Here is a 25,382-nt window from a genome sequence, read left to right as displayed (position 1 = left end):
GTGCGGGGGGGGGGGTCTGTCAGTCGCGCCCGTTGCACCATCTTGGGTGGCGTACGCGACGCCGGGTCAGCCCATCAGTTTCGGCGAAGCGGACCCGCGGCTCTCCGAGGCGGAGGTGCTCTCTTAACGCCGCTCTCCGTTACTGGCAGTGGAAGCGCCACACATAGTCCAGCACTTGGCGCGCTCCGCCCGGCCCTTCCGCTTCGATCATCTCGATCGGCCGTCGCATCCCAAGGGCTGCGAGCGGGAGGTGCACCCAGTGGGGGAACCAACGGCCGGCGCGCACATGCCATTGCGCGGCAGCGTTCACCTGGAGCAAAAGCCCAAGCATCTCCTCGAAGTCAGTCGCCGTGGTTCCGAGGATTCTGGGCCAGGAGCGTCGTGGAATGCTCCAGGCGACCATCAGCGCATGTGCGCGCCGCCGAGACTCTTGATCGGGAGCCGGCTCCTCACCCCACCAGAGATCTGCCCAGTAGTAACGCTCCAGGGCCGCTTGGAGCGCCCGCTGGTTCGCCGGCGCCCCCAGTGACTCGACGATAGGTACGAGTTGAGTAGCCCGCTCGGTAGGCCAGTTGTCGGCGCTCGCGGGGAGCGCCAGCCAGGACGGCAGGCGCCAGACATGCCGCAGCGCGAGCCAGTACAGGATGTGCTCGTACAGGGTGAGGCGGCAACGCGGCGGATCGTCCCAGAGGCTGCCGATCACGCGCGGCGCCGTGTCGGCGTCCAGGCTTGCGCGTAGCCTGGCTAAGGAGAGCCACTCGGCACCCGGCGACGCAACAACGATCTCGACCAGATCCCGGTACGGACCCAAGGCCGCGATCAGTGCGTTGAGTCCTTCGAGCGGATCGACACCGGAGAAAGGCCGCTCACTCGAACCCGCGTCAACGAACAGGATCACGAAACGTCCGCGCAGACGGCCCCGCAGACCCGAGCCCGGTGCGCGATCGCAGTGGACTACTCCTGCGCCTTAACCTGCCGCTTGGCATACCGCAGGAGTTTTTCGTGACCTTCATCGCCCAGCTCTGTCCATAAAAGAAGAAGGTCCGCGAGCCGATCATCGTCGACGAAGAGAAAAGCCGCAGGCACCCCGAGCTCCTCCGCAAGGCGTTTAACCATCGCGTGCGGGGGCTCGTGTATGCCCTTCTCGTACTGATTCATTCGTGGACTTGCGGCAGACGGGTCCATCCCGACCCGAAGGCCGAGTTCGGTTTGTGTCAGCCCCGCCCGTTCCCTTGCCTGCTTGAGGCGCCTGGAAAACGTGGTCGACGGCTGCACCCTTTTGACAGTCTTGCTCACCTTGGCCATGCCAATAGGGTGAGAAAGACCGGCCGTAAGCGATACTATGGTAAACTTAGGGTGCTTACCAGCGAGGGCGGAGGCCCGTTCATGGCCCCCGTACCACCGCCTACCCTGGACGATCTGGGGATCCAAGGTTGCCTGGCTCTTGCTGCACTGCTGATGGCGCAGCACAAGCGCATCCCTGTAGCGCCCACCCGTCGCCACTCCCTCGCGATGCTCCATGCCCTACGCGAGCAGGGGATCATCGAAGCGCCGTGGCCCGAGGCCCGATGGGAGTTGGACCCGACCGCGGAAGAGACGCCGATCGAGCAGATCCAGTGGCGGTATGCCTGGAAGGACTACCTAAGGCCCGGCCTTCTGCAAGCGCTCGAGGACTTTCTCGAAGAGGTCCCCCACGACAATTACGGACTCGCGTCGCGCATCCGCCTGTGGCACGAACTCGCTGCCTCTGAAGCTGAGCGATTTTTTGAAACCCAGCTGGCCCGTCATCATTTTGAGACCTCATGGGCTTCCGACCTGGCGTTTGTCATCCGGGATAGTCGCCACGTTCTTCCGATCGCACAGTGGCGCTACTGCTGCTGGGCAGCCACCCGTTACGGCGCGTCTCTGGCACAGCAGCTTCGTGGCACAGAGCCTGTCGTGATTCGCGAAGGGATCTACACCGAGTTGCGAAAACGCGCCCAGCGCCTCGCCAATGGAGACTGGTCGAACTGCGCGTTCGTGCCGTTTCAACCGGCCCCTGAAAGTGCTGCCAGCCGCTTGTTCGCGTCCAAGCTGACACGGCTAGGGGCAACCTTTTGGACGCTTCCGTACGAGCCTGAAAGTCTTCTGATCGCTCGCGCGTTCACCCAGACGACGCCTACTGAGTAGCGCGGGCGCTGACCGATTCCCGAGGTCGCCAAGCGCTTTGCCGCTGTCCCTAGGTATGGAGCCCAGCCTTTGCTCGCTTCACCTCGAGCCGCAAGCGGCGAATTTCCTCGTCCTGATCGGCAATGACGGAACTCTGCTCCTCGACCTTCTGGCTGAGCTTCGCGACCGTCGCCTCGCGCGTGCCTGACCGAACCGCGCGTTGGTAAGGAGTCTGCGACGCAATGCTGCGCTGTCCGAGCTTCCGCGCGGTCGCGTGCATCACGTCTTCCGCAGCTGTCGAGAGGCCGAGCTCCTTGCGGGACTGGAGCTCCTGCACCGCCGCCCAATCGCCGAACTTTCGCCGCAGACTGTGGTGGCCCGCCCCTTGACGCGCAGGCACACCGATTGCGCGATACGCCTTGCCGAACGCCTGCACGATGGTCTGGTCGCCCAACGGGCGCCCTGACGTGGCGCTGGTGAAGAGCCTTCGCTGCGATACCGCTTCCGACCAGCCCTTCTGCTTCATACGGGCCTCGCGCGCGGCAATAAACCGCGTCACGCGCGCGAAAAGCGTCGCGGGAACCTCGAAGCTGTCGCCGTAGCCGAACTTTTGCACTTTGGGCGACACCAGGCGATTGCCATCGTCCAGCTCGGTTGATCGATCCGGCGAAAAGTCGTCTACCTCCAAGCCTGTGAGCGTTACAGCGCGCCAACCGACGCGGTCAGTCAGCTCGACCCACAGTCGGTTCCTCTCGCGCACGAATGCGTCGTCACTGGTCGTCAGCGCCTCGATGAGCCTTCGCTTCTCCTCGCTGGTAGCAAAATGTTGCTTACCACTTCCCCGGCCTGATACTCGCTTGAAACACTTCGGATAGTCGGTTGCGGGATCGCGCTTGGGCTTTCCTTGGCTTGTGCGCATCGCGGGCTCGCAGAGGGTCGAGGTGACCGGTCCCTTCAGGCCCAGAACGGCCACGCCCAGCAGCGCATCCCGTCGACACCATGCATAGAAGCGATAGATCCAGCGCAAACGATCATTGACGGTCCGCATGGCCAGGCGCTTCTCCTGCTTCGCGCGCGGAGACTGCATGACGGCCTTCACTTCGTTGTCCCGATGTTCGACCACAAGAGCGTCGGTGGCCGCCCACAGGTCGAGCCCTTTAGCGTCCAAGAAGCGAAGCCAGCCCAGCAGCGCGTATGTGACCGGATCGACAGCCGAGCGATACCCGGTCGGAGAGGCGACGTCACGCTTGGCCGCCGCGATGGACTCGACGAAGTCGTGGAGCGCATCCACCAGCCGCCGGCGGTGGTCATAGAACACGGGCACCCCACCGCGTCCGTCATCGGTCCACTCGACGAGCGCGAGGGCCGTGCTCAACGGCTGACCTCGGCGAGTACCTCGACGAAGACGTCCATCGGGACCGGCCGGGTCAACAAAATGCTACCGGTGCCCCCGTGCTGCCTTTGGCCTGCCTGCGAGACATCCCCGATGCCTCGAGCACGCATATCAAACTCCGCGAGCTCGAAGCCGTCGTTCGTTGCCGCCACGGCTTTCAGTCGGGCCATGGCATCCATGCCCGCGCGTCGAGGAAGGTAGAGATAGCAGACGCCATGCCCGCCTTCACGGGCCAGGCGCCCTCGCAGCTGATGGAGCTGGGAAATGCCAAACCGCTCGGCATGCACGATGATCACTGCACGCAGATCCGGGATGTTCAGCCCGACCTCGACCACTGTCGTCGCAACGAGGATCTGAGCCGCACCGCTCGCGATATCGTCGAAGGCGACCTGCACCGTCTCCGGCTCGGATTCGCCGTGCAGCGACCGGACGATCCCGGGAAAGAGACGCTCCCATTTTCCAGCGACACGCGCGACCGACGGAAGCGCGTCGCCGTCATCCTCCTCGGTCTCCTCGCGACGCGGACATACGATCAGCACCCGGGATCCGCGAGCGATGACACTGCGAATCTCATCGATCATCTGGTCAGTACCGCCGCGCTCGACCACGCGTGTGTGGATGTCTTGTGGACTGTGACGATGCGTCAGTCGAATGACATCCAGCTTTCCGTATAGCAAGAGCGCTTGTGTTCGCGGGATCGGAGTCGCGCTGATCTCGACCACGTGCGTGCCATTTGCCGCGAGTGCCCTGCGCTGGTCCACGGAGAACCGGTGCTGTTCGTCGACGACGCAGATGTCCAGTGGCCCCACGTCCCGGAACAACATGGCCGTCGTTCCTACAAGCCAGTTGCTCGACTTGGCGTTTTTCCTGCTCTTGCCTGTCACCAATACGGCACCGAGCTCAGGAAACAAGCGCACGATCTCTTGATGCGCTTGCGACGCCAGACGCTCGTTGGGAAGCATCACAGCGGCCCGGGCGCCCGCGCGTACTGCGGCCGCGGACGCCAGCTGGTACACGATCGACTTGCCCATGCCGACGTCGGCATTGATCAACGTCGCCGACGTCGTCGGCCCTCGGAAACGGTCCACGAGCTGGGCTGCGGCCGCTTGTTGCTCGTCGGTGAGTCGGAACGGCACCCGGCCCAACAGATCCTGCCATCCCCCGATATCAAACGCTTGGCGAGCGGGCGGGTGTTCACCCTGGAGCTCACGCAGCTCGCCGATCGTGAGGATCGCCGAGAGCCTTTCCAGGCTCTGCTGCGCCGCCTCCCCGATCTCGGGCGCCGCCGGCAGGTGCGCTTCCCACAACAGGTCTTCCAAGGTTCCGCGCGGGCGACGGAGGAGGCGCCGAAGGTCTGAGGCGTCAATGACACCGCTCACGGATGCCCGCAGATGTGCCGCCGCGGCAGGAATCGCGTCAGAGAGCAGCGCAGTCACCAGCTTTCGGGCCATGGCGACCGACAGCACGCGCGTCTTGCCTGGGTATACGGGAAGCACGTGGCCGAGTGCGCTAGCGTCGAGCAAGACCGGATTGTTCAGGAAAAGAAGGTCGCCCACGGCGGTGAGCGTGCCTGCGAGGGTCACCGGCTCGACGCCTGCCTCTTCAAGCGCCTTTTGCAGGCTCCGCGCGTCGCCGAACACGGAGAAGCGCACTTTCATCCCGACGCCATCGACCAGGGAGCCCTGGGCCTGCGGCGCCGTCGCGCGGCCGCGGCGGGGGGTCCACCGGGTACGGAAGTCGCCCGCGTAACGGCCGACACAGACGACATCGCCCGCGGAAGGACCCAGTCCGAAAAACCGTTCTATGGGCTGACGTGCGTCCAGAAAACGGGTCGGAAGATAGAGGGCTGCCTGCCAAAGCTCTGACACTCCGACTGCGCCCAGGCGCTTCAGGGCCCGGCTCCGATCCACGCCCGCGCTCAGTCGAGCAGCAAGATCCCTCGGATCATGGCCCCCCACAGGGGTATCGGACTGGTCGAGCATCCAGGTCAATTGCGACGTCCTTTCAACCGACTGCCCGGATGGGCTTCACTTTGCGAATGGTCGCCGTCAGCGCAGCGACTTCCGCCGACAACGCCGCCACGTCCCGATGGGCCTTCTCTAGCTGCTCCGACAGGTGCGCTATGGATTCCCGATGCGCGCGCTGCTCATCGGCCAAGGACGCGGCCAGGACACGCACCTGCTGGCGGGCCGCGCGATACCCGAGTAATGCCCCCGCGCGTAACTGCCGCTCGATCAGCACCTGTCCCTCTGCATCCCGTAGCGCGGCTTTAGGATCAAGACGCTTGATCGTTGCCAACCGCAGTTTCTCGAGCGCCGCAAGAAGGGACGTTACCGTCGCCTTTTCCTCGGGATACGAGCAGAGCGTTTGAAACGCCGTGGCTCGAAACGGCCCAATCTCGGGGCTGTTCTGTGAACCATCCCACCGGCAGAAGTCCCGCAGGCTCTGGGGATACCAATCGAATTCGTAGGGCTCACCAACGGTAGGCGTCACGCCCCCTTTGAACGGCAGCCCCGTCCGCGACCAGTGCTCCAACTGCTCGCGTTTTGCAACGATCGCGGCCTTCGCTGCGACCTTGTTGGCGTTGGAAACGTGGTTCGGAGTCGTCGTCACGCGGGCTCCTCCAAAACGGCTCTATCGGAGTCTTGCCGCCACTCGCGCTCCATCAAGCGGCGCTCCATGGCCAGAAGTCCTTCCAAGGCCACGATCTCCTGCCTGACGGTTGCCGCCTCCGCCGAACATGCAGCCGCGTCCTCAGCTTCACGGAGCTGCCTAAGATCTCGCTCAACGTTCTCAAGGAATGCGACCGACGTACTATGAAATGGGCACTTCGAGCAAACGTCGATGCCCGCGTGCTCCCGGGCCAGATCCCCGCCACGGCCGCAGCTCGCGCGAGACGCGTGGCGATGGCTTGCCCAGCAGATGCCGTGCGGATATGACTCCGGACTGTAGCCGCGCTTGTCCATCTTCGTCCGCACCGCCGCTAGCGCGCGTTCAAGGTCATACGCGTCGAATTCCACTTTCGACACCAGGGCTTTGACCCACCGGCGCACACGACGCGTCAACGTTCCGCCTGCTTCGGCCGAGGTGAGCATGGCCCGGATCTGCTCTTCGGCATACTCCCGCCGCGCTTCGGCCAGCTCCTCGAGCGGGGCCTCGTCTTGACAGCGATACAGCACTGCGATTCGCTCGGCCTCAGCGACCATACTGGCGTCCGTGACGTATATCCGAGTGCACTCGATATCCAGATGGCAGAGCATCTCTGACAGCGCTTGCAGCGACGGATGATCGTGTCGGTACATATACAACAGCGCGAAAAGCCGTCTGAACTGATGCGTGCGCCGCCACTTTGGATCGACCTTTGCCTCTTTGAAGAGTGTGTCGCTGTGATTGCTAAACCGGTACTCCGCCAGCTCAGCGTTTCGGTCATGCGCCTGCGTGGGAAAAACGAAGAGCTTGTTCTTTCGCCTCTCCCAGACGTTGTCGCTGACCCGCGTCGCAGGACCGGGCATCGCCACCCGCAGCCGCTCGAGTACGCCCACGACGTCAGCCGTAATACGGTTTGCTGGCATTTTTCGCCAGTCCCGCCACGTTTTCTCGATGTACATGTCGATCTCGAAGGCTTCGACGAACGGGTCGGACCTGGACACGCAGCCTGCGTAGACGCCCCAAGGGCGATCGTCCTCTCCGGTGACCTCATTCTTTCGGCGAGCCTGGTTGATGCCGATCAGTACGACAGCCGCTGTCTGAATGCGATGGAGAAAGTCAGCGATCGATAGTCCGTCTGCCGAGATGCTCGCGAGGCCGATCTTCCCGCGTGGCAAATCGAATCGGGCTGCAATCTCCGGATAAGCCTTGTTGACGACACGCAGGCACGCCGCCCGAACGGACTTGCCATTCGAGCCTGCGGCCTCGGCGGAGGCCTTCGCATCAGTCCAGACACGGAGCAGTTCCTCGACACCCGGCGACTTTTCGTAAATCCAACTCAAGGAAGCAGCCAGCAGCCGCCCCGCCTCCTCCACCGGTAAGTTCGGCGTCCGCCCGTCCGGACGGCCCCCCGATGCGTTGGCCGCTGCCCGCGTGTTGGGAAACGGGTCGAAAGTAAGGCGATCCAAAGGAGCGGCGATGCGACTCAGACGGCGAACAGCTACAAAGCAGTTCTTGAAAGAGGACGCGGACCATGCGCGATCCTGCCTTGCCCGCTGCACCTGAAACCGAATCGACGCGTCGGGTGCGAGTTCCCGCAGGGTCTCTCCCATCCAAGAAGGGTACTCGGCCTGCGTGACGACAAAACCGATCTCGCTGGAAAGCCTCTCGGTATTAAAGCTGGCAAAGGACTTCTTGCGCCTGCGCGAAATAAGGCGGGAGCGTACATTCTCGTCTGCCTTCGCCTCCTCGAGTGCAGCCCGGATCCACTGCTCGATCGGAAGCGCACTGAACCAACCATTGGGCTGGAGCTCCCGTGCAAACGCCTTGAGGTCACTCTCAGTCAGAACGTTGAGATGGAGCACCCGCCGCCTGATGCACCACGCAAAGAATCGATAAACGTTGCCCAATGCGTTACTGACGATATCAACGGCCGTGTAGGCCGACGTGTCGTGAAGGGCGAGCGCAGCGTAGGCTTTACAGACGTCCATCCAGTGCGGAAAGTCGCCAAGCTTGCATGGCTTTGTAATTGGACCGCCCACGTCGCAATTCCGAGGCAACGGAACCTCTGCCAGGTCAAAGCGACGGACGACTCCTGACTCCGCTCTGATCAGGAGGAACGGATCTTCCCAGCGACTGAGAATGGCAGGGTGGGAGATCTGATGTTCAGGCCAACGCCCCTGTGGAGCCTCGACCGGGGAGTCGTCGACGGCGTGCGCTTCGTTCGGTGCGGCTGCGGGATTCATGCTGGCTCCTGAAGCAGTTGGGCGAACTCCGAATCGGCCACGATCTCCCAGAGAGCCGCGACGAACTCGATACGCGGCCGATGCACCTTTTCGTACGCCTCCGGCGAAGACGCCCTGAGCTTCTGCCAGTTCCGAGCGTAATAGGCGCGCTGGGCAACGAGATGACGTATGCGAACCTCGTCGATCTGCAGTTTCCACTCAGGATCTGCGATCCACGCATCACACTCGGGGGCCGCAGTGACCTGCTTTTGAACACCCAGCGGGAAGAGAAGCCGTGCGCTTACATCGGTCTCGCGCATGCCGCGACGCCCGACAGCCTCTCGTCCCTCGACAGCCCAGACGATGCTCGCGCCCAATCGACGCACGAACTCGGCGATGTTCGCGCGATTCAGGACCGAGATGATGTGCTGGCGGACGTAGCCCGAGGTGGTCTTGAGGCTCGCATGGCCGAGTCGACCCTGAACCTCATGAACATCTTCGCGCTTGAGAAAGACGAGCCCCGCGTTCTGGTTTCGCAACTGCTCTCGGGTGAACTTGAAGAGCTTGTGGAACTCGATGAAGCGCTCATGTATGTGGTGGCATGGCCAAAGACCGAACGAAACCGTATCGTTGCTGCTCACCAGCGCAACGAAGACACGCTTTTCATCGGCCTGCCAGTGCTCGACGACATTCTTGCTGTGTCCCCTCATCAGCTCGAGTGCAGCACGGAGGGTTCGGTCCGAGCCATCGATCACGGCTGTTTGAAGCTCCTCCGTCTTACCCTTCAGCGCCTGCAGCTCGATCGTGGCGTTGTTGATGCCTATGCCAGACGCGGTCAGGTTCCTGACGGTATGGCGGTTGAATGCAGTTTCCGCTTGAATCCTCAGCTCGATAGCAAACTGCACCCATCGTGGGACATACCAGTGGCTGAGCAGGTTGCGGAAGGTTGAGAACCTGCCCTGACCCGTCCTCTTGCTGGACCACCGCTCCAAGCTAGGAAACGCCACCTGTAACCGTTCGGCGGCGAGTCCAAGGTAGATCGATCGGTTGGTCGCGACCCGCACGCCGTAACCTTCTCGCGTGTGGAAGCCGTTCCTCTTCATGGCTGCCAGAGCTACCGCCACGATGGTTTGAAGATCCGCCATGACCAGCCAGCGCTGGAGGTTCGAATCTTCGCGTGCGCCATAAGCGATAAGGCGGTCGACGTAGCCCAACGCTCGTTCGTCGAGAGGGAGCGCTTCGGCGGCTTCAGTCCACGCCCTCCACTTCAGGAATTCTTCGATGTCCTCGTCGCAGGCTGCCTTCACGCGCAATAGTCGGTCTTCCACGTGACCGATCGCACTTTGCCGAGCCCGCTGCGGCGACCCCTGGGCGACGTTCACGATCGTCGAGCGGAATTCGGGGTTGATTGCGCCTGGATCAGGCGCGTCGCTGAGCATCCCACGCGTTGTCGCCACGAGCGCTTTCATGGCGCCACGCGGGAAACGGGGAGCCTCTGCGCCGATGGCGAGATAAGTGCGGGTCAGTAGGTGGCGAAAGCTCGTGGTGTACCCGTAGCGAGTCTTGTCGGTCATCGCCCGGAGCGCGGTAACACCGGCAAGCAGCTCACTGAGCGTGCGCGCCTCCGCGGGTGTATGTCCGGATACTTTCGAGAGTATCTCGACCGCCTGCGCCCGCTTGGAGTCGTCCCTGTTCTCGCACGTGAGCCACAAGATCCAGTTCCGTAGCGCCCCCGTCGTTAGGTGGTCGCCCGGCAGCTGGATCTGGTCTATGACGGCGTCGAGTAGACCGCCCCGCTCGACTCCGAAGCGTTGGAAGTCGAACAGAACGCCCGGGAACGTTTCGCGCCCGTGTGGTCGGTGGGTCGTCGGCACGAAGCGCTTCGCGCTTTCGGACCAAGGCGAGCGCACCGCCACTTCATCGAGCGTCTCCTGCAGCAGCGGGGCGAGAACAGCGCCCAGGTGCGCGTCGTACTCGCCCGCGTGCTGCACGAGAGCAGGGACGTCGACACGCGGCCTGCCGTGGGCCAGGTCGACCACTTCCTTGGGAAGACCGTTCATCTGCACCCACGTGCGGATCGTGTCGGCGTGCCTGTGGGCGTCCTTCTCAGGGTCGGTACGAATGCCCAGCACAACCAGCTTTGCTTCGACGCGGGCGACGACCGTGTTGGTCCGTCGAACGTCGTACTGGTCGCCGAGAAATGCCGAGACGTGATCGGAGAACAGGCGTAGGTCGGTGGGGTCGCCGGCTAGAAGCGCATCAAATAGATCCGCGAGCGCGCCCCATCGCTCCAAGAGGACTTGCTGGAAACTCACGCGTCGGGGCGCTCGCCAGTCGCCGACCCGTCCGTTGAACAGCCGCACGTCAAACTGCCCCGCCGGCGTTGTAAATGTCGTCACTCTCCGGGAGCGGCCGCCCTGCCATCCGACAGCCAAGCTGTCGTGGAGCGCCACTACGAATGCAGCGGCCAGCTCGAGGAGGAGCGGATGGTCGGACGAGGAAGTGCTACCTTGAGCGTTAAGGGTGAGGGTCGACTCCAGGCTTGCCCCCGAGGACAGCAATTTCTTCGGCCGCGCCATCGCCGACCCTTACTGTGAACAGAGCGGCAGGCTAACACTCCGAGAGCCACGTCGCCCTGCACCAGCCGCAGCATGGGCACCGACTGCCCCAGGTCGCGCGCGACCTCGCCGAAGATGCGCTCCTGCGCGTTCGTGAGCCGGAACGGAAGCGACGCGCGCAGGCGCCCGACCAGCGCATCCCCCCGCAGCGCCGGCGCGGCCTGCGCCCGGTGCGCGCGCCGCTGGCCGCGCAGGCTCAGGTGGTGCGCGAGCAGCTCCTCCAGCGCAAGGCGGCGCTGCGCCGGATGCCGCCCCGACAGTAGTGCGGCGATGTCGTCGTCCGGGGCGGGGCGATGCACGGTGACCAGCGCGCGGCGCAACGGGGGCAGGCCGAGGTCGGACCACCAGTCCACGGGCAGCAGCTCGAGCGCCTCGTCGGGCGGAAGGCGGTCGACGGCCAGGCCGATCAGCCGCCGCAGCGTCGCCGGGGCCACGCCCTCGACCTGCGGATACACCGGATCGAGGGCGCTGCCGAGCACGGCGTTCTCCTCGACCACGCGATAGCTGGGATGCACGATCTCCAGCCCCTGCGGCCCCAGCCGCGGCGTGCCGTAGCAGCGCAGGCGCGTGCCGGGGCGGAACTGCCCGACCTGCGCGGCGCGGAAATGGAAGAAGCGCAGCACCAGCGTGGCATGCGAATCGTCGCCGATGGCCACCTTCAGCATCGGCCGGTAGCGGAAGCCCTTCTCCACCGCCTCGACCACGCCTTCGACCTGCGCCGCGGTGCCCGGCTGCAGCTCGCGGATGGGCACGATCCGCGTGCGGTCCTCGTAGCCGCGTGGAAGCTGCAGCCACAGGTCCTGCAGCGTCAGCAGGCCGCGGGCGGCGAGCTTCTCGGCCAGCGCCGGCCCGCAGCCGGGCAGCACGGTCAGGCGCATCTCGCCGACCGGGGCCAGGGCCGGCGTGGGCCGCGCCGCGCGGGGCATGGTCAGCCGAGCACGAGGATCGCGTCGACCTCGAACTGCGCGCCCTTGGGCAGGCCGGCCACTTCGATGGTCGAACGCGCCGGATACGGCGCCTGGAACAGCTCGGCCATCACCGCGTTGACCGCGGCGAAGTCGCCCAGATCGGTGAGGTAGAGCCCGAGGCGGACCACGCCGTCCAGGGAGCCGCCGGCCGCCTCGCAGACCGCGCGCAGGTTGGCGAAGGCCTGCCGCGCCTGCGCGGCGATGTCGCCCTGCACCAGCTCGCCGGTGGCCGGGTCGAGCGGGATCTGCCCGGAGAGGAAGACGGTGGTGCCGGCGCGCACGGCCTGCGAGTACGGGCCGATGGCGGCGGGGGCGGCGTCGGTGTGGACGATCTGGCGGGCCATGTGCGGACGTTTCCGTGGAAAGGCCGCAGTGTAGCGAAGGCGATCGCGGCGCCTGAGACGGAAAATGCCGGCCGCCGCCGTCGGCGCTTTCCCCGCCCTGCCGGCCGCCGCACGTGCCTGTGCTAGATCCGCTGCACGCCCAGTGCCACGGTGACCTTGCGCACCTTGCGCATCACGTCGGCGATGTGGCTGCGGTCGGTCACCTCGATGCCGAAGCGCAGCACGGCCACGTTCGCGTCGCGCTCGAGGTACTCCACGCGGTCAATGTTCGCCTTGGCCTCGGCGATGGCCGCGGCGATCTGCGCGAGCGCGCCCGGGCGGTTGTCGACCTCGATCTTGAGCGCGGCGTGGAAATCCCCGCGGACCTCGCGGTCCCAGCCGATCGGAACCCAGCGCTCGGGCGACTTGCGGTACTCGGCCACGTTGGGGCAGTCGTGCCGATGCACCACGATGCCCTTGCCGGCGGTGTGGTAGCCCATGATCTCGTCGCCGGGCACCGGCAGGCAGCAGTTGGCGAAGCTGATGACGCCTTTCTCGGTGCCGGTGATCTGGATGGCCTCCGCGGACGGGCCGCGCACTTCCTCGTCGCGACGCCCCGGCCCGTTTCCGCGTTCGCGCACCAGCGCCACCGCCACGTGCTGCGGCATCCGGTTGCCCAGCGCGATGTCGGCCAGCAGCGCCTCCAGGCGCGGGTAGCGGTGCTCGGAGAGGAAGGCGTCGAGCCTTGCGGCGGGCACGCGCTCGAGCGAGGTGTCCATGGCCTCCAGCGCGCGGTCGAGCATGCGATGGCCGATCTGCACCGCGTCCTCGTGCTCGAGCTGCTTGAGCTGCTGGCGGATCGCCGTCCGCGCCTTGCCCGTCACCACGAACTCCAGCCACTGCGGCTTGGGCGTGGCGGACTTGGCGGTGATGACGTCGATGCGCTGGCCGCTGGCGAGCCTGGTGCGCAGCGGCACCAGCTTGCCGTCCACCCGCGCGGCCACTGCCGTGTTGCCGATGTCGGTGTGCACCGCATACGCAAAGTCGAGCGCGGTGGAATTGCGCGGCAGGCTGAGGATGTCGCCCTTCGGGGTGAAGACGTAGACCTCGTCGGGGAACAGGTCGACCTTGACGTTCTCGAGGAACTCCAGCGACGAGCCCGCCGAGCGCTGCGATTCCACCAGGTTGGTGACCCAGTGGTGCGCGCGGCTCTGCGCGCCGTTGAAGCCGTCGCCGCCGAACTTGTACGACCAGTGCGCGGCGATGCCGCGCTCGGCGACCAGGTCCATCTCCTCGGTGCGGATCTGCACTTCCACCGGCGAGCCGTAGGGCCCGAACAGCACCGTGTGCAGCGACTGGTAGCCGTTGGCCTTGGGGATGGCGATGAAGTCGCGGAAGCGCGAGTCCAGCGGCTTGTAGACGCTGTGCACCACGCCGAGCGCGCGGTAGCAGTCGCCCACGTTGCGCACGACGACGCGGAAGCCGAACACGTCCATGACCTGCTTGAAGCTTTTGTGCTCGGTGCGCATCTTCGTGTAGATGCTCCAGGGCGACTTCACCCGGCTCACCAGCCGGTGGATGAGCTTTTCCTTGGCCAGCTTCTGCGCGAGGTTGGCCTCGATCTGCGCGAGCAGCTCGCGCCGCATCACCGGCTGCGTGCGGATGCGCTTCTCGATCACCGCATGTCGCCAGGGATGCATGGCGCGGAAGCCCAGGTCCTGCAGCTCGGCCTTGAACAGGTTCATGCCCAGGCGCTGCGCGATCGGCGCGTAGATCTCCAGCGTCTCGCGCGCGATGCGCATGCGCGACTCGGGCTTCTGTGCGCCGAGGGTGCGCATGTTGTGCAGGCGATCGGCAAGCTTGATGAGGATCACGCGCAGGTCGCGGCTCATCGCCAGCAGCATCTTGCGGAAGCTCTCGGCGGCGGCCTCCTGGCGGTCGCGGAACTGCAGCTTGTCGAGCTTGGTGACGCCGTCGACCAGTTCGGCCACCGTCTCGCCGAACTCGACCACCAGCTCGTCGCGACCGAGCTCGGTGTCCTCCAACGTGTCGTGCAGGATCGCGGCGATCAGCGTCTCCACGTCCAGGCCCTGCTCGGCCAGCACCTTCGCCACCGCGACCGGGTGGGTGATGTAGGGCTCGCCGGACTTGCGCGTCTGCCCCGCATGGGCCAGTGCGCCGATGCGCCAGGCCTTGCGCAGCTGTGCGCGCTGGTCGTCGTCCAGATACGACGCCGCGCGCTCGAGCTCGAGCACGTACTCGGGCACCTCGTCGGCCGCCACCGGCGCAGCGGCGGGCGCATTCGAGCTGGCAACGCGATCGAAGGAACTCATCGGGTTCGACTATACGGCGGGGCGGTGGGCACGCAATCCCGGGCCGGAATCCGGTTCAACCACCGATCCGGATGCATGGGCGCCCATCGGCGGGCCGGGCGGGAAGCGGCATGGCCCACCGCCGATCGGACGCGCCGGCCGCACCTGCGTTCAGCCGTGGCAGCCCGCGCGCCTGCAGCCGGAAAAACGAAGCCCCGCCGGAGCGGGGCTTGCGGATGCGACGCGGGCGTTGCCGCTCAGTCGTCGCCCTTGGACAGGTCGTCGTCGGCCACCACCTCGGCGGCAGCCCATTCCAGCGCCTCGCGCTCCTTGCGCTCGCGCTCGGCCTTCTCGACGGCGTCGATGTAGTCGTTGTCGATGCGGCGCGCGGCGATTTCGCGCAGGGCGAGCACCGTGGGCTTGTCGTTCGAGTCGTTCTCGAGCTGGGCCTCGACGCCGCCGGCGAGCTGGCGGGCGCGCTTGGCGGCCATCATGACGAGCTCGAAGCGGTTGTCGACGACCTGCAGGCAGTCTTCTACGGTGATGCGGGCCATGGGGCTCCCGGCGGCCGGTCGGCGCGCCACGTGATGCGGAAAGGGGCCGCAAGTCTAGGCGCGGCGCCCCCCTAAAGCAAGCCTTTCCTTGCAGATCAGCAACTTAGCGCCATGAAGCGCCCAGGCCACGGCTCAACGCGGATGAACGCGCATCGACGCCGGACCGGCCCGCGAGCAGCCGCGCTGCCTGTCGATCCGTCTTCACCGGTGGGGGAAGCTCATTCCCCGTCCGTCAGCAACGCGGTGATCAGCCGCGAATGGCGGGCGACCTGGCGGTCACGCCGCAGCCGGCTGGCGGTGAAGATCGCGCACATCTCGGCGACGGCGGTGTCGAAATCCTCGTTCACGATCAGGAAGTCGAACTCGCCGTAATGGCTCATCTCGTCGCGGGCGGCGTCCAGCCGCTGCCGCATGACGTCCTCGCTGTCCTGGCCGCGCTTGCGCATGCGCTCGAGCAGGGCCGGGCGCGAGGGCGGCAGGATGAAGACGCTGATCGCGTCCGGCACCTTGGCGCGCACCTGGCGTGCGCCCTGCCAGTCGATCTCCAGCAGCACGTCGCGGCCGGACGCCAGCTGGGGCTCCACCGACTGGCGGGCGGTGCCCTTCCAGTCGCCGTGCACCAGCGCGTGCTCGAAGAAGTCGCCATTGGCGACCATGGCCTGGAACTCGTCGGCGCTGACGAAGTGGTAGTGCTCGGCATGCCGCTCGCCGGGGCGCGGAGCGCGCGAGGTGAACGAGATCGACAGCGCGATGTTGGGATCGCGGGCGAGCACCGCGTTGACGATGCTGGACTTGCCGGCCCCGGAAGGCGCCGCGACGATGAAGAGGGTTCCGCGCATGGGCCGGGATTCGTGATTCGGGATTCGGGATTCGTCAAAGCCGCAGCTGGGCTCGCCCGGGATCGTAACCGCTTTCGCCAATCCCGAATCCCGGATGCCGGCTACTCGATGTTCTGCACCTGCTCCCGGATCTGGTCGATCAGCACCTTGAGTTCGATCGCCGCCGACGAGGTGCGCGTGTCGACCGACTTGCTGCCGAGCGTGTTGGCCTCGCGGTTGAACTCCTGCAGCAGGAAGTCCAGGCGTCGGCCCACCGCCTCGCGCAGCTTCAGCACGCGGCGCGCTTCGGCCACGTGCGCGTCGAGGCGGTCCAGTTCCTCGTCCACGTCCAGCTTCTGCAGAGCCAGCACGAGCTCCTGCTCCAGGCGACCGGGGTCGACGGGCTGGGCCAGGTCGGCCAGGCGCGCCTGCAACCGGGTGCGCTGGCCCTCGCGGATGGCCGGAATGCACTCGCGCACCTGCTCGCGGATCGCGGCGATGCCATCGAGGCGCTCGACGATCGCCTGCGCGAGCTTGGCGCCCTCGCGCTCGCGGGCCTCGACGAAGCCGTCCAGCACGCGGTCCAGCAGCGCGAGCGCCTCGGCGTGCAGCTGCGCCGGGTCGATGCCCTCGCCGCGCACGACGCCGGGAATCTGCAGCAGCTGCGAGAAGTCGGTGCGCAGGCCCGGGAAATCGGCCTCGAGTTCGCGCGACAGGCGCGCGAGTTCAGCCAGGCGCGCGCGGTCGACCTGCAGGCTGCCTGCGCCCTCGGCGGCGCGCAGGCGAAGGCTCACGTCGAGCTTGCCGCGCTGGATGCGCGCGCCGATGCGCTCGCGCAGCGCCGGCTCCAGCGCGCGCAGGTCGTCGGGCAGGCGCGCGGCGATCTCGAGGAAGCGGTGGTTCACCGAACGCAGCTCGCAGGCGAGCACGCCCCAGGGCGTGGTGGCTTCGCCGCTCGCGAAGGCGGTCATGCTGCGGATGGACATGGCGGAACCAAGGGGGTCGGCGGGCTGCGGATGGTACGCTCACGCGCCGCCTGCCGGACACGCCAGCGCCATGACCGCGGCTCCCACGCCCTTCGCCCGCCCCAGTGGCCGTGCGCCCGACGAACTGCGCCCGGTGCGCATCACCCGCGGTTTCACGAACCATGCCGAGGGCTCGGTGCTGATCGAGTTCGGCCACACGCGCGTGCTGTGCACGGCCAGCGTGGAGGCCAAGGTGCCGGCCTTCCTGCGCGGCAAGGGCGAGGGCTGGGTGACCGCCGAGTACGGCATGCTTCCGCGCTCGACCCATACCCGCAATGACCGCGAGGCCGCGCGCGGCAAGCAGGGCGGCCGCACGCTGGAGATCCAGCGGCTGATCGGGCGCTCGCTGCGCGCCTGCGTCGACCGCCGCGCGCTCGGCGAGAACACCGTGACCCTCGACTGCGACGTCCTGCAGGCCGACGGCGGCACGCGCACCGCCGCGATCACGGGCGCGTACGTCGCGCTGGTGGACGCGATGCGGTGGATGCGCGGCCGCGGGATGATCAAGCGCGACCCGGTGGTGGGCGCGGTGGCGGCGGTGTCGGTGGGCGTGTACCGCGGCGTGCCGGTGCTGGACCTCGACTACGCCGAGGACAGCGACTGCGACACCGACATGAACGTGGTCATGAACGACGGCGGCGGCTTCATCGAGCTGCAGGGCACCGCCGAGGGCCATGCCTTCCGCCGCAACGAGCTGAACGCGCTCACCGACCTGGCCGAGGCCGGCATCGCGCGGCTGGTGGCGCTGCAGCGCGAGGCGCTGGACGCCTGACCGTTCCACCGCGCCTACACCGGGCTGCGCGCAGGCTTGCCGCATGAAGCTCGTCATCGCCACCGGCAACCGCGGAAAGCTCGCCGAGTTCGAGCGCCTCCTCGCACCCCTGGGCATCGACTGCGTGGCGCAGGGCGAGCTCGGGGTGGCCGAGCCGGAGGAGACCGGCCTGAGCTTCGTCGAGAACGCGCTGCTCAAGGCCCGGCATGCCGCGCGCGCCACCGGGCTGCCCGCGCTGGCCGACGACTCCGGGCTCTGCGTCGAGGCGCTCGACGGCGCGCCCGGGCTGTACTCGGCGCGCTATGCCGGCGAGCCGGCCGACCCGCAGGCCAACATCCGCAAGCTCCTGGACGCACTGTCCGGCGTGCCGGCCGCGCGCCGCGGCGCGCGCTTCCATGCCTCCATCGCCCTGCTCCGCCACGCGGCGGACCCGGAGCCGCTGATCGCCGAGGGCCAATGGGCCGGGAGCATCCTGGACGCGCCGCGTGGCGACGGCGGCTTCGGCTACGACCCCGTCTTCCTCGATCCGGCCACGGGCCGGTCGGCGGCGGAACTCGACCCGGAGGACAAGGCCCGCCGCAGCCACCGCGGGCGCGCGGTCGAGGCGCTTACGGCGCGGCTGGCCGAGGCGGGCTGGCCATGAGCGGCGTGGACGACTCCCTGCCGGTGGGCTGGCGCCCGGGCCCCTGCGCGTCGGCCATGGCCTGCGCCGCGGCCATGCTCGCGTCCGCGCTGGCCATCCACTTCCAGGGGCTGGTGGCCGGCGCGGCGGTGCTGCTCGCGGGCGCGGTGGGCGCTTTCGCGCTCTGGCAGGATGCCCGCTTCGACGGCCCGCTGCTGCGCCTGCGCGGTGGCCGCACGCTCGGGCGCCGCCGCACCGCCAGCGCGCGCACCATCACGGCCCTCGAGTACCGGCGCGGCCTGCTGCCGCCGCGCCTGGCCCTGCGCCGCACGCCGCAGGGCGTGGTGCTGCGCGCCATCGGCCCGCGCGCGGACGCCGAGGCCTTCCGGCAGCTGGCGATGTGGCTGATCGTGCACGGGCGCCGGCAGGCGCGCATCGATCCCGTGCTGCTCGATGCGCTGGCCGCGATGCCCGATCATGCGCGGGCGGACCAGCCGCACGACGCCAGCCACGCCTAGATGCTCATCCCGCCCCCGTTGTCGCTGTACGTGCACGTGCCCTGGTGCGTGCGCAAATGCCCCTACTGCGACTTCAACTCGCATTCCGCGCGCGGCGAACCGCCCATGGAGCGCTATGCCGAGACGCTGATCGCCGACCTCGACGTCGACCTGCCGCTGGCCTGGGGCCGCACCGTGCACAGCGTGTTCTTCGGCGGCGGCACGCCCAGCCTGATGCCGCCGGCGCTGGTCGACCGCGTCCTGCAGCAGGCCAGCGCGCGGCTTCGCTTCGCGCCCGGCTGCGAGATCACGCTGGAGACCAACCCCGGCACCGCCGAGTACGGGAAGCTGGCCGACTACCGCGCCGCGGGCGTGAACCGCCTGAGCTTCGGCATCCAGAGCTTCGACGACGGCTGCCTGCACCGGCTCGGGCGCATCCACGATTCCGCGCAGGCGGTTACCGCCGTCCGCCAGGCCCACGACGCCGGCTTCGAGGAGATCAACCTCGACCTCATGTACGCCCTGCCCGGCCAGGACCTGCCGATGGCGCTGCGCGACGTGGCCCGGGCGATCGCCCTGGAGCCCACGCACGTCAGCCACTACCAGCTCACGCTCGAGCCCAACACCGTGTTCGCCGCGCGCCCGCCGCGGAACCTGCCCGACGACGACCTCGCCTGGGACATGCAGGAGGCCTGCCAGGCCCTGCTCGCCGAGGCCGGCTACGGCCATTACGAGACCAGCGCCTACGCCCGCGAGGGCCACCGCTGCGCGCACAACCTCAACTACTGGCGCTACGGCGACTACCTGGGCATCGGCGCCGGCGCGCACGGCAAGATCACGCTGGGCGCGGAGCAGGCGATCCTGCGCCGCTGGAAGCACAAGCATCCGGCGCAGTACCTGGACACCGCCGGCACGCCCGCGGCGATCGGTGGCGAGGAACGCATCGAGCCGGCACGCCGGCCCTTCGAGTTCATGCTCAACGCGCTGCGGCTGCACGAGGGCTTCGAGTGGGCGCAGTTCGAGGCACGCACCGGGCTGCCCCGTGGCGCCCTCGACGCGCCGCTGGCCGAGGCCCGCGCGCGCGGCTGGCTGGACGACGACGGCCTGCGCGTGGCGCCGACCGGGGCGGGCCGCCGTTACCTCAACGACGTGCTCGAACTGTTCCTCGATCCCCCGCCCGCCCCGGCCGCTCCGTGAGCCCGCAAGCGGCCGGACAAGGCGATCCGTTATGCTGCGGACCGCGATGTCCAGCCCACAGCCCAGCCCGCTTCCGCCCGCCGGCCAGCTCCTCGCGAACGCGGGCCTGCCGCGGCGCGTAGTCGAAGCGCTGGAACTGACGCTGCACCTGGTCGTCGAACACGTCACCCAGCCATTGGCCCGCGTGTTGCCGGCGCTGGCCGGCGAGGTGGCGACGCTGGACGACTACGGCGCGCAGCATCGGGTCACCTTCGACGCGCTGGGCGCGCCGCAGCGCCTGCTGCGCGATGGCGACGCGATGGTCCGCCTGTTTCTGGGCGGCATCGAACGGGAGCTCGCCGCCCTGCGCGATCCGCCCGCTCCCAGCGTGCCGACCGCGACGACGACGACGATGCCGCGCATCCAGGAACTCCGCCTCGTCGACGAGGACGAGGACGACGCGGCCACCATCATCGGCGCGCTTGCGCTGCGGCACGAGTCGCGTGCGGCCCTGCCGATCCAGCTTCTCTGCCAGCGCTTCGGCGTGCTGGCCGGCGCGCCTGCGTTCGAGCCCGGCACGTTGCCCGTGGGACCGCGGCGGCTGGCGGAGCTGCTCACGGAGGCCTGCGGCGTGGCGGGCTTCGGCCTGCAACTGACCGCGGCGGTGCTGCGCGAGTTCGACCGGCAGGTGCTGGCGACCTACGGCGCCTTCGCCGAAACACTCAATGCACTGCTCGCGCGCCTGGGCGTGATGCCCGGCCTGTCCTACGTGCCACTGCGCCCACGCCCCCGCCCGACGGGCGCCTTCCCGCCGGAGGCGGCGGCGGGCGATGGCGGCATCGCCCAGGGTCCGGCGCCGTCGGACACGGTGGCGTCTGCCGCGGCTGGCGCCACCGACATGCCGGGCTTCGACCTGCTGCGCCATCTGCTCGCCGCCCGGCGTGGACTGGCCGAGCGCTTCCGGCACATGCCGGCGAGCCCGCAGGCGCGGCCGGAGCTCGACACCGCGGCGGCGTTACGCATGCTCGACGCCGCCCACGGCCTTCCTTCCGAGGGCGACGTCGACGCCCTGCGGCAATGGCTGCTGCTGCGTGCCCGCCACGAGCGCGGCGCGGCGGTGATGCTCTCGCCCGCCGACGCCGACAGCTTCGAACTGCTGGCGCTGCTGTACGCCCGCCTGTCGCAGGACCTGCAGCCAGGCTCGCCCGCGCCGGGCATGCTGGCGCAGCTGCGGCTGCCGCTGGCGCGCCTGGCGCTGGCCCACCGCGAGTTCTTCGAGGATCCCGCCCATCCGGCGCGACAGCTCCTGGACGTCGTCGTCGAGAGCGGCGCCGCCGGGCAGTCGGCGGACGACGTCGATCCGCAGTTCCTCGCGCAGCTGCAGCAGGTCGTCGACACCGTCGCCCGCGCCCCGGGCGATCCGGCGGCCGCGTTCGCGCAGGCGGTGGAGATAGTCGAGGCGCAGCAGCAGGCGCTGCAGCGCCGCGCGGAGATGGCCGAGCGGCGCAGCGTGGAGGCCGCCCGCGGGAAGGAACGCCTCGCGGTCGCCCGTCGCCGCGCGTCGGCCGTGATCGAGGGCGCCATGGCCGGCCTGCGCCTGCCGGCCTTCCATCGCAACATGCTGCGCCAGGCGTGGGCCGACGTGCTGACGCTCGCCCACCTGCGTCACGGGGAGGAAGCCGAGGAGTGGATCTCGCTCGTCGGCGATACCCGCGATCTCGCCCTGGCGGGTGCTGGCGAGGCCGCCGCGCCGGAGGGATTGGCCGCGCAGGTCGAGCAGTGGCTGGTGACCGTCGGCCATCATCAGGAGGACGCGGCGCGTATCGCGCGCGTGCTCGCGGCGTCGCCGGACGAGACCGGCGACGACGCCGCCTCCCGCACCGAGCTGGCCCTGCGCCTGAAGGCGCGCGCGCGCCTGGGCGAGGACGCCCTCGGCGACACCACGGCAGCCGCCCCGCGCACGGCCGCCGAGGAAACGGCCTACGCCCGCCTGCGCACGCTCCCCTTCGGCACGTGGATGACCTTCCGCGGCGAGGACGGGCGACCGCTGCGACGCCGCCTGGCCTGGTGGAGTCCGGCCACGGACGCGGTGCTGTTCGTCAACCAGCGCGGACAGCGCGTGGCCGAGACCACCCTGGACTCGGTGGCGCGGGAGCTCGCCGCCGGCCGTGCCGCCATCGTGGCCGCCGAGACCGCCGGCCCGGTGGAACGCGCCTGGCGCGCGGTCGTGCAGTCGCTGCGGGGCCTCGTCGCGCGCGACACGGGTGCGAGGGCCGTGCAATGACCGACGGCGCCGCCGATTTCCGCCGCGCACGCCGCCGCCGCGTGGAAACCCGCGTGGAAGTGGTGGACGTCATGACGGGCGAGATCGTCGGCCAGGTGGCCAACGTGTCGGAGAACGGCCTGCTCATGCTCGCGCGCGCGCCCATGCGGGAGGACGCGCTGTTCCAGCTGCGCTTCTCGCTGCCCAGCCGCGAGGACGGCTATGTCCCCGTGGACGTCGGCGCGCACCTGCTCTGGAGCCGCGATGCCGCCGTGGCCGGGCAGCACTGGGTCGGCGCGCGCTTCTTGTCCATCACGGACGACAGCCTGCAGCGCCTTCGTGCCTGGGTGGACGCGCCGGACGCCGTCTACGCCTGAGGCCCCGCCGCGGGCGCGCCGCGGTACATCATCGCCAGCGCGGGGCGGTGGATGGCATAGCCCTGCGCATGGTCGACACCCAGCTCGGCCAGCGCGCGGATCACCTCCTCGCTGTCGACCCATTCGGCCGTCACCTTCATGCCCCGCTGGTGACCGATGTCGGTGACCGCGCGGACGATGGCATGGCTCATCGGGTCGCTGAGCAGATCCTGCACGAAGCTGCCGTCGATCTTGATGATGTCCACCGGCAGGTTCTTGAGGTAGCCGAAGGAGGACATGCCGGCGCCGAAGTCGTCCAGCGCCACGCGGCAGCCGGCGCGGCGCAGCTGGGTGACGAAGCGCGAGACCTGCGCGAGGTTGCGCACCGCCACCGTCTCGGTGACCTCGAAGCACAGGCGCTGCGGGTCCACGCCATGGCGGCGCACCAGCGAAAGGATCATGTCGGCCAGCGTCTCGTCCTCCATGCTCGCGCCGGAGAGGTTGATCGCGGCGAAGCGCAGGCCCGGCCCCTCCGGGTGCAGGCGGTCGAAGTTGGCCAGCGTGGTCTGGATCACCCAGCGGTCGATGGCCGGCATCAGGCCGTAGCGCTCGGCGGCGGGGATGAAGGCGCCGGGTGCGACGATGCGGTTCTGCTCGTCGGCCAACCGCAGCAGCACTTCCAGGCGCGTGCCGCCGGAGAGCTCGTGCAGGGGCTGCACCTCCTGGTAGTACAGCCGCAGGCGATCCTCCTCCAGCGCCCAGCGCAGCCGGTGCGCCCATTCCATCTCGGTACGGCGGCGCGCGGCGGCATCGTTGCTGCCGGTGTAGAAATGCACACGGTTGCGGCCGGCCTCCTTGGCCATGTAGCAGGCGGTGTCGGCCTGCGCGAACAGTTCCTTCAGGCCGGTATCGGCGTCCAGCAGCACGCCGCCGATGCTCGCCGTGATGCCGTAGCTGGCCTGCTCCCAGACGAAGGTGTAGCTGTCGATGTGCTGGCGCAGGCGCTCGGCCACCAGCCGCGCACCGGCCTCGTCGTGCACGTCGCAGGCCAGCACGCCGAACTCGTCGCCGCCCAGGCGCGCGAGCACGTCGCCGCCACGCAGCTGCTCGCGCATGACGGTCGCCAGCTGCGAGAGCAGCTGGTCGCCGGCCACGTGGCCGGAGGTGTCGTTGATGAGCTTGAACTGGTCGAGGTCGACGAACAGCAGCGCGCAGGCCGGGCCGCCCGCGCGCATCTGCGTGAGCTGGCGTTCGACCCGTCGCTCGAACTCCCGTCGGTTGTAGAGCTCGGTGAGTGCGTCGTGGCTGGCCTGGTAGCTGAGCAGTTCGGTCAGCTGGCGCTGCTGGGAGATGTCGGAGGCGACGATCAGGCGCTTGCTGCGCCCGCCGATGCGCACGCGCGCCATCGAGACACTGGCCCAGAAGCGGTCGCCGTTCGTGCTGCGCAGCATGGCCTCCACGCCGTCCCAGCCGGTATTGGCCGGATCGTCGAGCTCGGCGCGCAGGCCCGGATCCTCGAAAAGCTCCGACAGCCGCGCCTGCTCCACGGCCGCGCCCAGGCGGACGCGCGCGGCTTCGTTCGCGTAGGTGATCTCGTCCGAGCCTTCTCGCGCGAGCACCACCAGTGCCGGCAGCAGCTCGTTGACGGCGCGGAAGCGTTCCTCGCTCTCGCTGTAACGGCGACTCATCGCCTCGCCGATCTCCATGGCGCGCCGCCGCGACTGCGCCAGCGAGCCCACCCATATCGCGAGCATGAGACTGGCGGCGCCGCCGGTGGCCAGCAGCGGCGCCAGGCCCGCCTTGTCGCGCTGGCCGTGGCGGCTGTCGTGCATGTCCAGGCGCCAGAGCCGGCCGCCGAAGCTGATCAGCTGCGAGCGCCGCCAGCGGCTCGCGTCGTCGGGCTGCCGGCAGCCCGAGCCATGGACCGGCAGCGGGCGCGGGCCCGTCACGTCGGTGATGCGCAGGTGCAGGCGCGAGCGCTCCTCTTCTTCGAATACCGCGTCGGCCATGCGCGAGATGCGGAAGGACATCGCCAGCGAACCGGCGAAGCGGGCGCGACGCGCAGCCACGTCGGGGGGTGCCGGCCCCGGGGTGTAGACCGGGATGCGCAGCAACAGGCCATCGGCGAGCGCGCCGGGCGGATCCTGGATCAGCCGGAACGGTGCGGACAGCGCCGGCTGGTCGGTGTCGCGCGAGCGCAGCAGGGCCGCCAGGTTGGCCGGCTGTCGGCGCACGTCCAGCCCGACCACGCGCTCGTTGCCCGCGCGCGGCTGCACCAGCACCGTCGGATAGCGCTCGCCGTCGGCGTCCTGCACGCGGCGCGCGAACACCACCGCCTGCAGGCCCGGCAGCCGGGTGCGCAGCGCCAGCACGCGGTAGGCCTGCGCGAAGGAGGCCGCGTCCACGGGCGTGGCGAGGAAGGAGGCCTGCAACGCGCGCAGGGAGAGGTCGTACTCCCCGAGCTGGCGCCGCAATCCCTGGATCTCGCTGCGCGCCAGGGCATCGAGATGGCGCGCCTGGTCGACGTCGTCGCGATGCAGCTGCCAGCCCGCGAGCGCGAAGGTCAGCCCCAGTCCGAGCGTGAATGCCGCCAGGCTCGCGAGCCATGCCGGGATGCCGCGCAGCGCCGCCTCGCGCGCCCGCCCGGCCGATGGGTCAGAATCCAC

The 25,382-nt window shown here is 68.5% G+C and carries 20 protein-coding genes and 1 pseudogene; 7 read left to right on the top strand and 14 right to left on the bottom strand.

Annotation, left to right across the window (positions count from 1 at the left end; genetic code table 11):
* Positions 1–139: 139 nt before the first annotated feature.
* Positions 140–898 (bottom strand): antitoxin Xre/MbcA/ParS toxin-binding domain-containing protein, encoded by a 759-nt coding sequence (locus EYQ95_RS21305; protein WP_132330306.1) that lies wholly within the window; start codon positions 896–898, stop codon positions 140–142.
* A 56-nt stretch (positions 899–954) separates the two neighbouring features.
* Positions 955–1,305, bottom strand: coding sequence for a helix-turn-helix domain-containing protein (locus EYQ95_RS21300; RefSeq protein WP_132330304.1), 351 nt, complete (start codon positions 1,303–1,305; stop codon positions 955–957).
* Between the two features lie 81 nt (positions 1,306–1,386).
* Between EYQ95_RS21300 and EYQ95_RS21295 the strand changes: the two genes are divergently transcribed.
* On the top strand, positions 1,387–2,169 hold the full coding sequence (locus EYQ95_RS21295) for a hypothetical protein (protein WP_132330302.1): 783 nt from the start codon (positions 1,387–1,389) through the stop codon (positions 2,167–2,169).
* Positions 2,170–2,218: 49 nt separating this feature from the next.
* Here the strand turns inward: EYQ95_RS21295 and EYQ95_RS21290 are convergent, their stop codons facing one another.
* The 11 genes and pseudogenes from EYQ95_RS21290 to EYQ95_RS21240 all read right to left on the bottom strand — a co-directional run bounded on the left by EYQ95_RS21290 (position 2,219) and on the right by EYQ95_RS21240 (position 16,976).
* The gene (locus EYQ95_RS21290) at positions 2,219–3,523 is read right to left on the bottom strand and encodes a site-specific integrase (RefSeq protein WP_132330300.1); all 1,305 of its coding nucleotides are present in this window, start codon (positions 3,521–3,523) and stop codon (positions 2,219–2,221) included.
* Complete coding sequence (locus EYQ95_RS21285) at positions 3,520–5,523, bottom strand: DEAD/DEAH box helicase (RefSeq protein WP_243700026.1); 2,004 nt, start codon at positions 5,521–5,523, stop codon at positions 3,520–3,522. The genes EYQ95_RS21290 and EYQ95_RS21285 overlap by 4 nt, the downstream gene beginning before the upstream one ends.
* Positions 5,524–5,545: 22 nt before the next feature.
* Entirely contained in the window at positions 5,546–6,154 is a 609-nt protein-coding gene (locus EYQ95_RS21280) for a hypothetical protein (RefSeq protein WP_132330296.1), read from the bottom strand.
* Positions 6,151–8,433: a hypothetical protein gene (locus tag EYQ95_RS21275; protein WP_132330293.1), complete on the bottom strand. Its 2,283-nt coding sequence runs from the start codon at positions 8,431–8,433 to the stop codon at positions 6,151–6,153. Before EYQ95_RS21275 ends, EYQ95_RS21280 begins: the two co-directional genes overlap by 4 nt.
* Complete coding sequence (locus EYQ95_RS21270; protein WP_132330291.1) at positions 8,430–10,811, bottom strand: hypothetical protein; 2,382 nt, start codon at positions 10,809–10,811, stop codon at positions 8,430–8,432. The genes EYQ95_RS21275 and EYQ95_RS21270 overlap by 4 nt, the downstream gene beginning before the upstream one ends.
* A gap of 218 nt (positions 10,812–11,029) precedes the next feature.
* A pseudogene (locus tag EYQ95_RS21265) lies at positions 11,030–11,956 on the bottom strand (OB-fold nucleic acid binding domain-containing protein); the annotation flags it as partial.
* A 2-nt stretch (positions 11,957–11,958) separates the two neighbouring features.
* Complete coding sequence (locus tag EYQ95_RS21260; protein WP_132330287.1) at positions 11,959–12,342, bottom strand: RidA family protein; 384 nt, start codon at positions 12,340–12,342, stop codon at positions 11,959–11,961.
* Positions 12,343–12,464: 122 nt separating this feature from the next.
* Positions 12,465–14,654, bottom strand: a complete 2,190-nt coding sequence (locus EYQ95_RS21255) for a bifunctional (p)ppGpp synthetase/guanosine-3',5'-bis(diphosphate) 3'-pyrophosphohydrolase (protein ID WP_132330285.1) — start codon at positions 14,652–14,654, stop codon at positions 12,465–12,467.
* 236 nt (positions 14,655–14,890) lie between these two features.
* Positions 14,891–15,187 carry a DNA-directed RNA polymerase subunit omega gene (rpoZ, locus tag EYQ95_RS21250; RefSeq protein ID WP_132330283.1) on the bottom strand — a complete coding sequence of 99 codons (297 nt, stop codon included), beginning with the start codon at positions 15,185–15,187 and terminating at the stop codon, positions 14,891–14,893.
* Positions 15,188–15,405: 218 nt separating this feature from the next.
* Entirely contained in the window at positions 15,406–16,026 is a 621-nt protein-coding gene (gene gmk / locus EYQ95_RS21245; protein WP_132330281.1) for a guanylate kinase, read from the bottom strand.
* 101 nt (positions 16,027–16,127) lie between these two features.
* A complete protein-coding gene (locus EYQ95_RS21240; protein ID WP_132330310.1) occupies positions 16,128–16,976 on the bottom strand; it encodes a YicC/YloC family endoribonuclease in 849 nt (282 codons plus the stop codon).
* Positions 16,977–17,061: 85 nt separating this feature from the next.
* On the opposite strand from EYQ95_RS21240, the gene rph reads away from it, so the two are divergent.
* The 6 genes from rph to EYQ95_RS21210 are packed head-to-tail and all read left to right on the top strand — an operon-like array spanning position 17,062 to position 22,737.
* Positions 17,062–17,802, top strand: coding sequence for a ribonuclease PH (gene rph, locus EYQ95_RS21235; RefSeq protein ID WP_132330279.1), 741 nt, complete (start codon positions 17,062–17,064; stop codon positions 17,800–17,802).
* A 43-nt stretch (positions 17,803–17,845) separates the two neighbouring features.
* The gene (gene rdgB, locus EYQ95_RS21230; protein ID WP_132330277.1) at positions 17,846–18,445 is read left to right on the top strand and encodes an RdgB/HAM1 family non-canonical purine NTP pyrophosphatase; all 600 of its coding nucleotides are present in this window, start codon (positions 17,846–17,848) and stop codon (positions 18,443–18,445) included.
* Positions 18,442–18,942 carry a hypothetical protein gene (locus tag EYQ95_RS21225; protein WP_132330275.1) on the top strand — a complete coding sequence of 167 codons (501 nt, stop codon included), beginning with the start codon at positions 18,442–18,444 and terminating at the stop codon, positions 18,940–18,942. Before rdgB ends, EYQ95_RS21225 begins: the two co-directional genes overlap by 4 nt.
* Positions 18,943–20,118 carry a radical SAM family heme chaperone HemW gene (gene hemW / locus EYQ95_RS21220; RefSeq protein WP_132330273.1) on the top strand — a complete coding sequence of 392 codons (1,176 nt, stop codon included), beginning with the start codon at positions 18,943–18,945 and terminating at the stop codon, positions 20,116–20,118. It begins immediately after the preceding gene.
* A 31-nt stretch (positions 20,119–20,149) separates the two neighbouring features.
* Positions 20,150–22,381, top strand: coding sequence for a DUF1631 family protein (locus tag EYQ95_RS21215; RefSeq protein WP_132330271.1), 2,232 nt, complete (start codon positions 20,150–20,152; stop codon positions 22,379–22,381).
* Positions 22,378–22,737 (top strand): PilZ domain-containing protein, encoded by a 360-nt coding sequence (locus EYQ95_RS21210; protein WP_132330269.1) that lies wholly within the window; start codon positions 22,378–22,380, stop codon positions 22,735–22,737. The genes EYQ95_RS21215 and EYQ95_RS21210 overlap by 4 nt, the downstream gene beginning before the upstream one ends.
* On the opposite strand, the gene EYQ95_RS21205 is transcribed toward EYQ95_RS21210, so the two are convergent.
* Positions 22,728–25,382, bottom strand: a complete 2,655-nt coding sequence (locus EYQ95_RS21205) for an EAL domain-containing protein (RefSeq protein ID WP_243700025.1) — start codon at positions 25,380–25,382, stop codon at positions 22,728–22,730. The genes EYQ95_RS21210 and EYQ95_RS21205 overlap by 10 nt on opposite strands.

It is taken from the genome of Lysobacter sp. N42 (assembly GCF_004344885.1).
Note: the sequence above shows the minus strand (reverse complement) of the source record. Positions and strands in the feature narration are given on the sequence as shown.

What these genes read in the sequence shown, in the direction of transcription:
- EYQ95_RS21225 (WP_132330275.1), top strand. Translation starts at nt 18,442, where the DNA reads ATGAGCGGCGTGGACGACTCCCTGCCGGTGGGCTGGCGCCCGGGCCCC.
- rdgB (WP_132330277.1), top strand. Translation starts at nt 17,846, where the DNA reads ATGAAGCTCGTCATCGCCACCGGCAACCGCGGAAAGCTCGCCGAGTTC.
- EYQ95_RS21295 (WP_132330302.1), top strand. Translation starts at nt 1,387, where the DNA reads ATGGCCCCCGTACCACCGCCTACCCTGGACGATCTGGGGATCCAAGGT.
- EYQ95_RS21300 (WP_132330304.1), bottom strand. Translation starts at nt 1,305, where the DNA reads ATGGCCAAGGTGAGCAAGACTGTCAAAAGGGTGCAGCCGTCGACCACG.
- EYQ95_RS21275 (WP_132330293.1), bottom strand. Translation starts at nt 8,433, where the DNA reads ATGAATCCCGCAGCCGCACCGAACGAAGCGCACGCCGTCGACGACTCC.
- EYQ95_RS21215 (WP_132330271.1), top strand. Translation starts at nt 20,150, where the DNA reads ATGCTGCGGACCGCGATGTCCAGCCCACAGCCCAGCCCGCTTCCGCCC.
- gmk (WP_132330281.1), bottom strand. Translation starts at nt 16,026, where the DNA reads ATGCGCGGAACCCTCTTCATCGTCGCGGCGCCTTCCGGGGCCGGCAAG.
- EYQ95_RS21255 (WP_132330285.1), bottom strand. Translation starts at nt 14,654, where the DNA reads ATGAGTTCCTTCGATCGCGTTGCCAGCTCGAATGCGCCCGCCGCTGCG.
- EYQ95_RS21240 (WP_132330310.1), bottom strand. Translation starts at nt 16,976, where the DNA reads ATGACCGCCTTCGCGAGCGGCGAAGCCACCACGCCCTGGGGCGTGCTC.
- EYQ95_RS21260 (WP_132330287.1), bottom strand. Translation starts at nt 12,342, where the DNA reads ATGGCCCGCCAGATCGTCCACACCGACGCCGCCCCCGCCGCCATCGGC.
- rpoZ (WP_132330283.1), bottom strand. Translation starts at nt 15,187, where the DNA reads ATGGCCCGCATCACCGTAGAAGACTGCCTGCAGGTCGTCGACAACCGC.
- rph (WP_132330279.1), top strand. Translation starts at nt 17,062, where the DNA reads ATGACCGCGGCTCCCACGCCCTTCGCCCGCCCCAGTGGCCGTGCGCCC.
- hemW (WP_132330273.1), top strand. Translation starts at nt 18,943, where the DNA reads ATGCTCATCCCGCCCCCGTTGTCGCTGTACGTGCACGTGCCCTGGTGC.
- EYQ95_RS21285 (WP_243700026.1), bottom strand. Translation starts at nt 5,523, where the DNA reads ATGCTCGACCAGTCCGATACCCCTGTGGGGGGCCATGATCCGAGGGAT.
- EYQ95_RS21210 (WP_132330269.1), top strand. Translation starts at nt 22,378, where the DNA reads ATGACCGACGGCGCCGCCGATTTCCGCCGCGCACGCCGCCGCCGCGTG.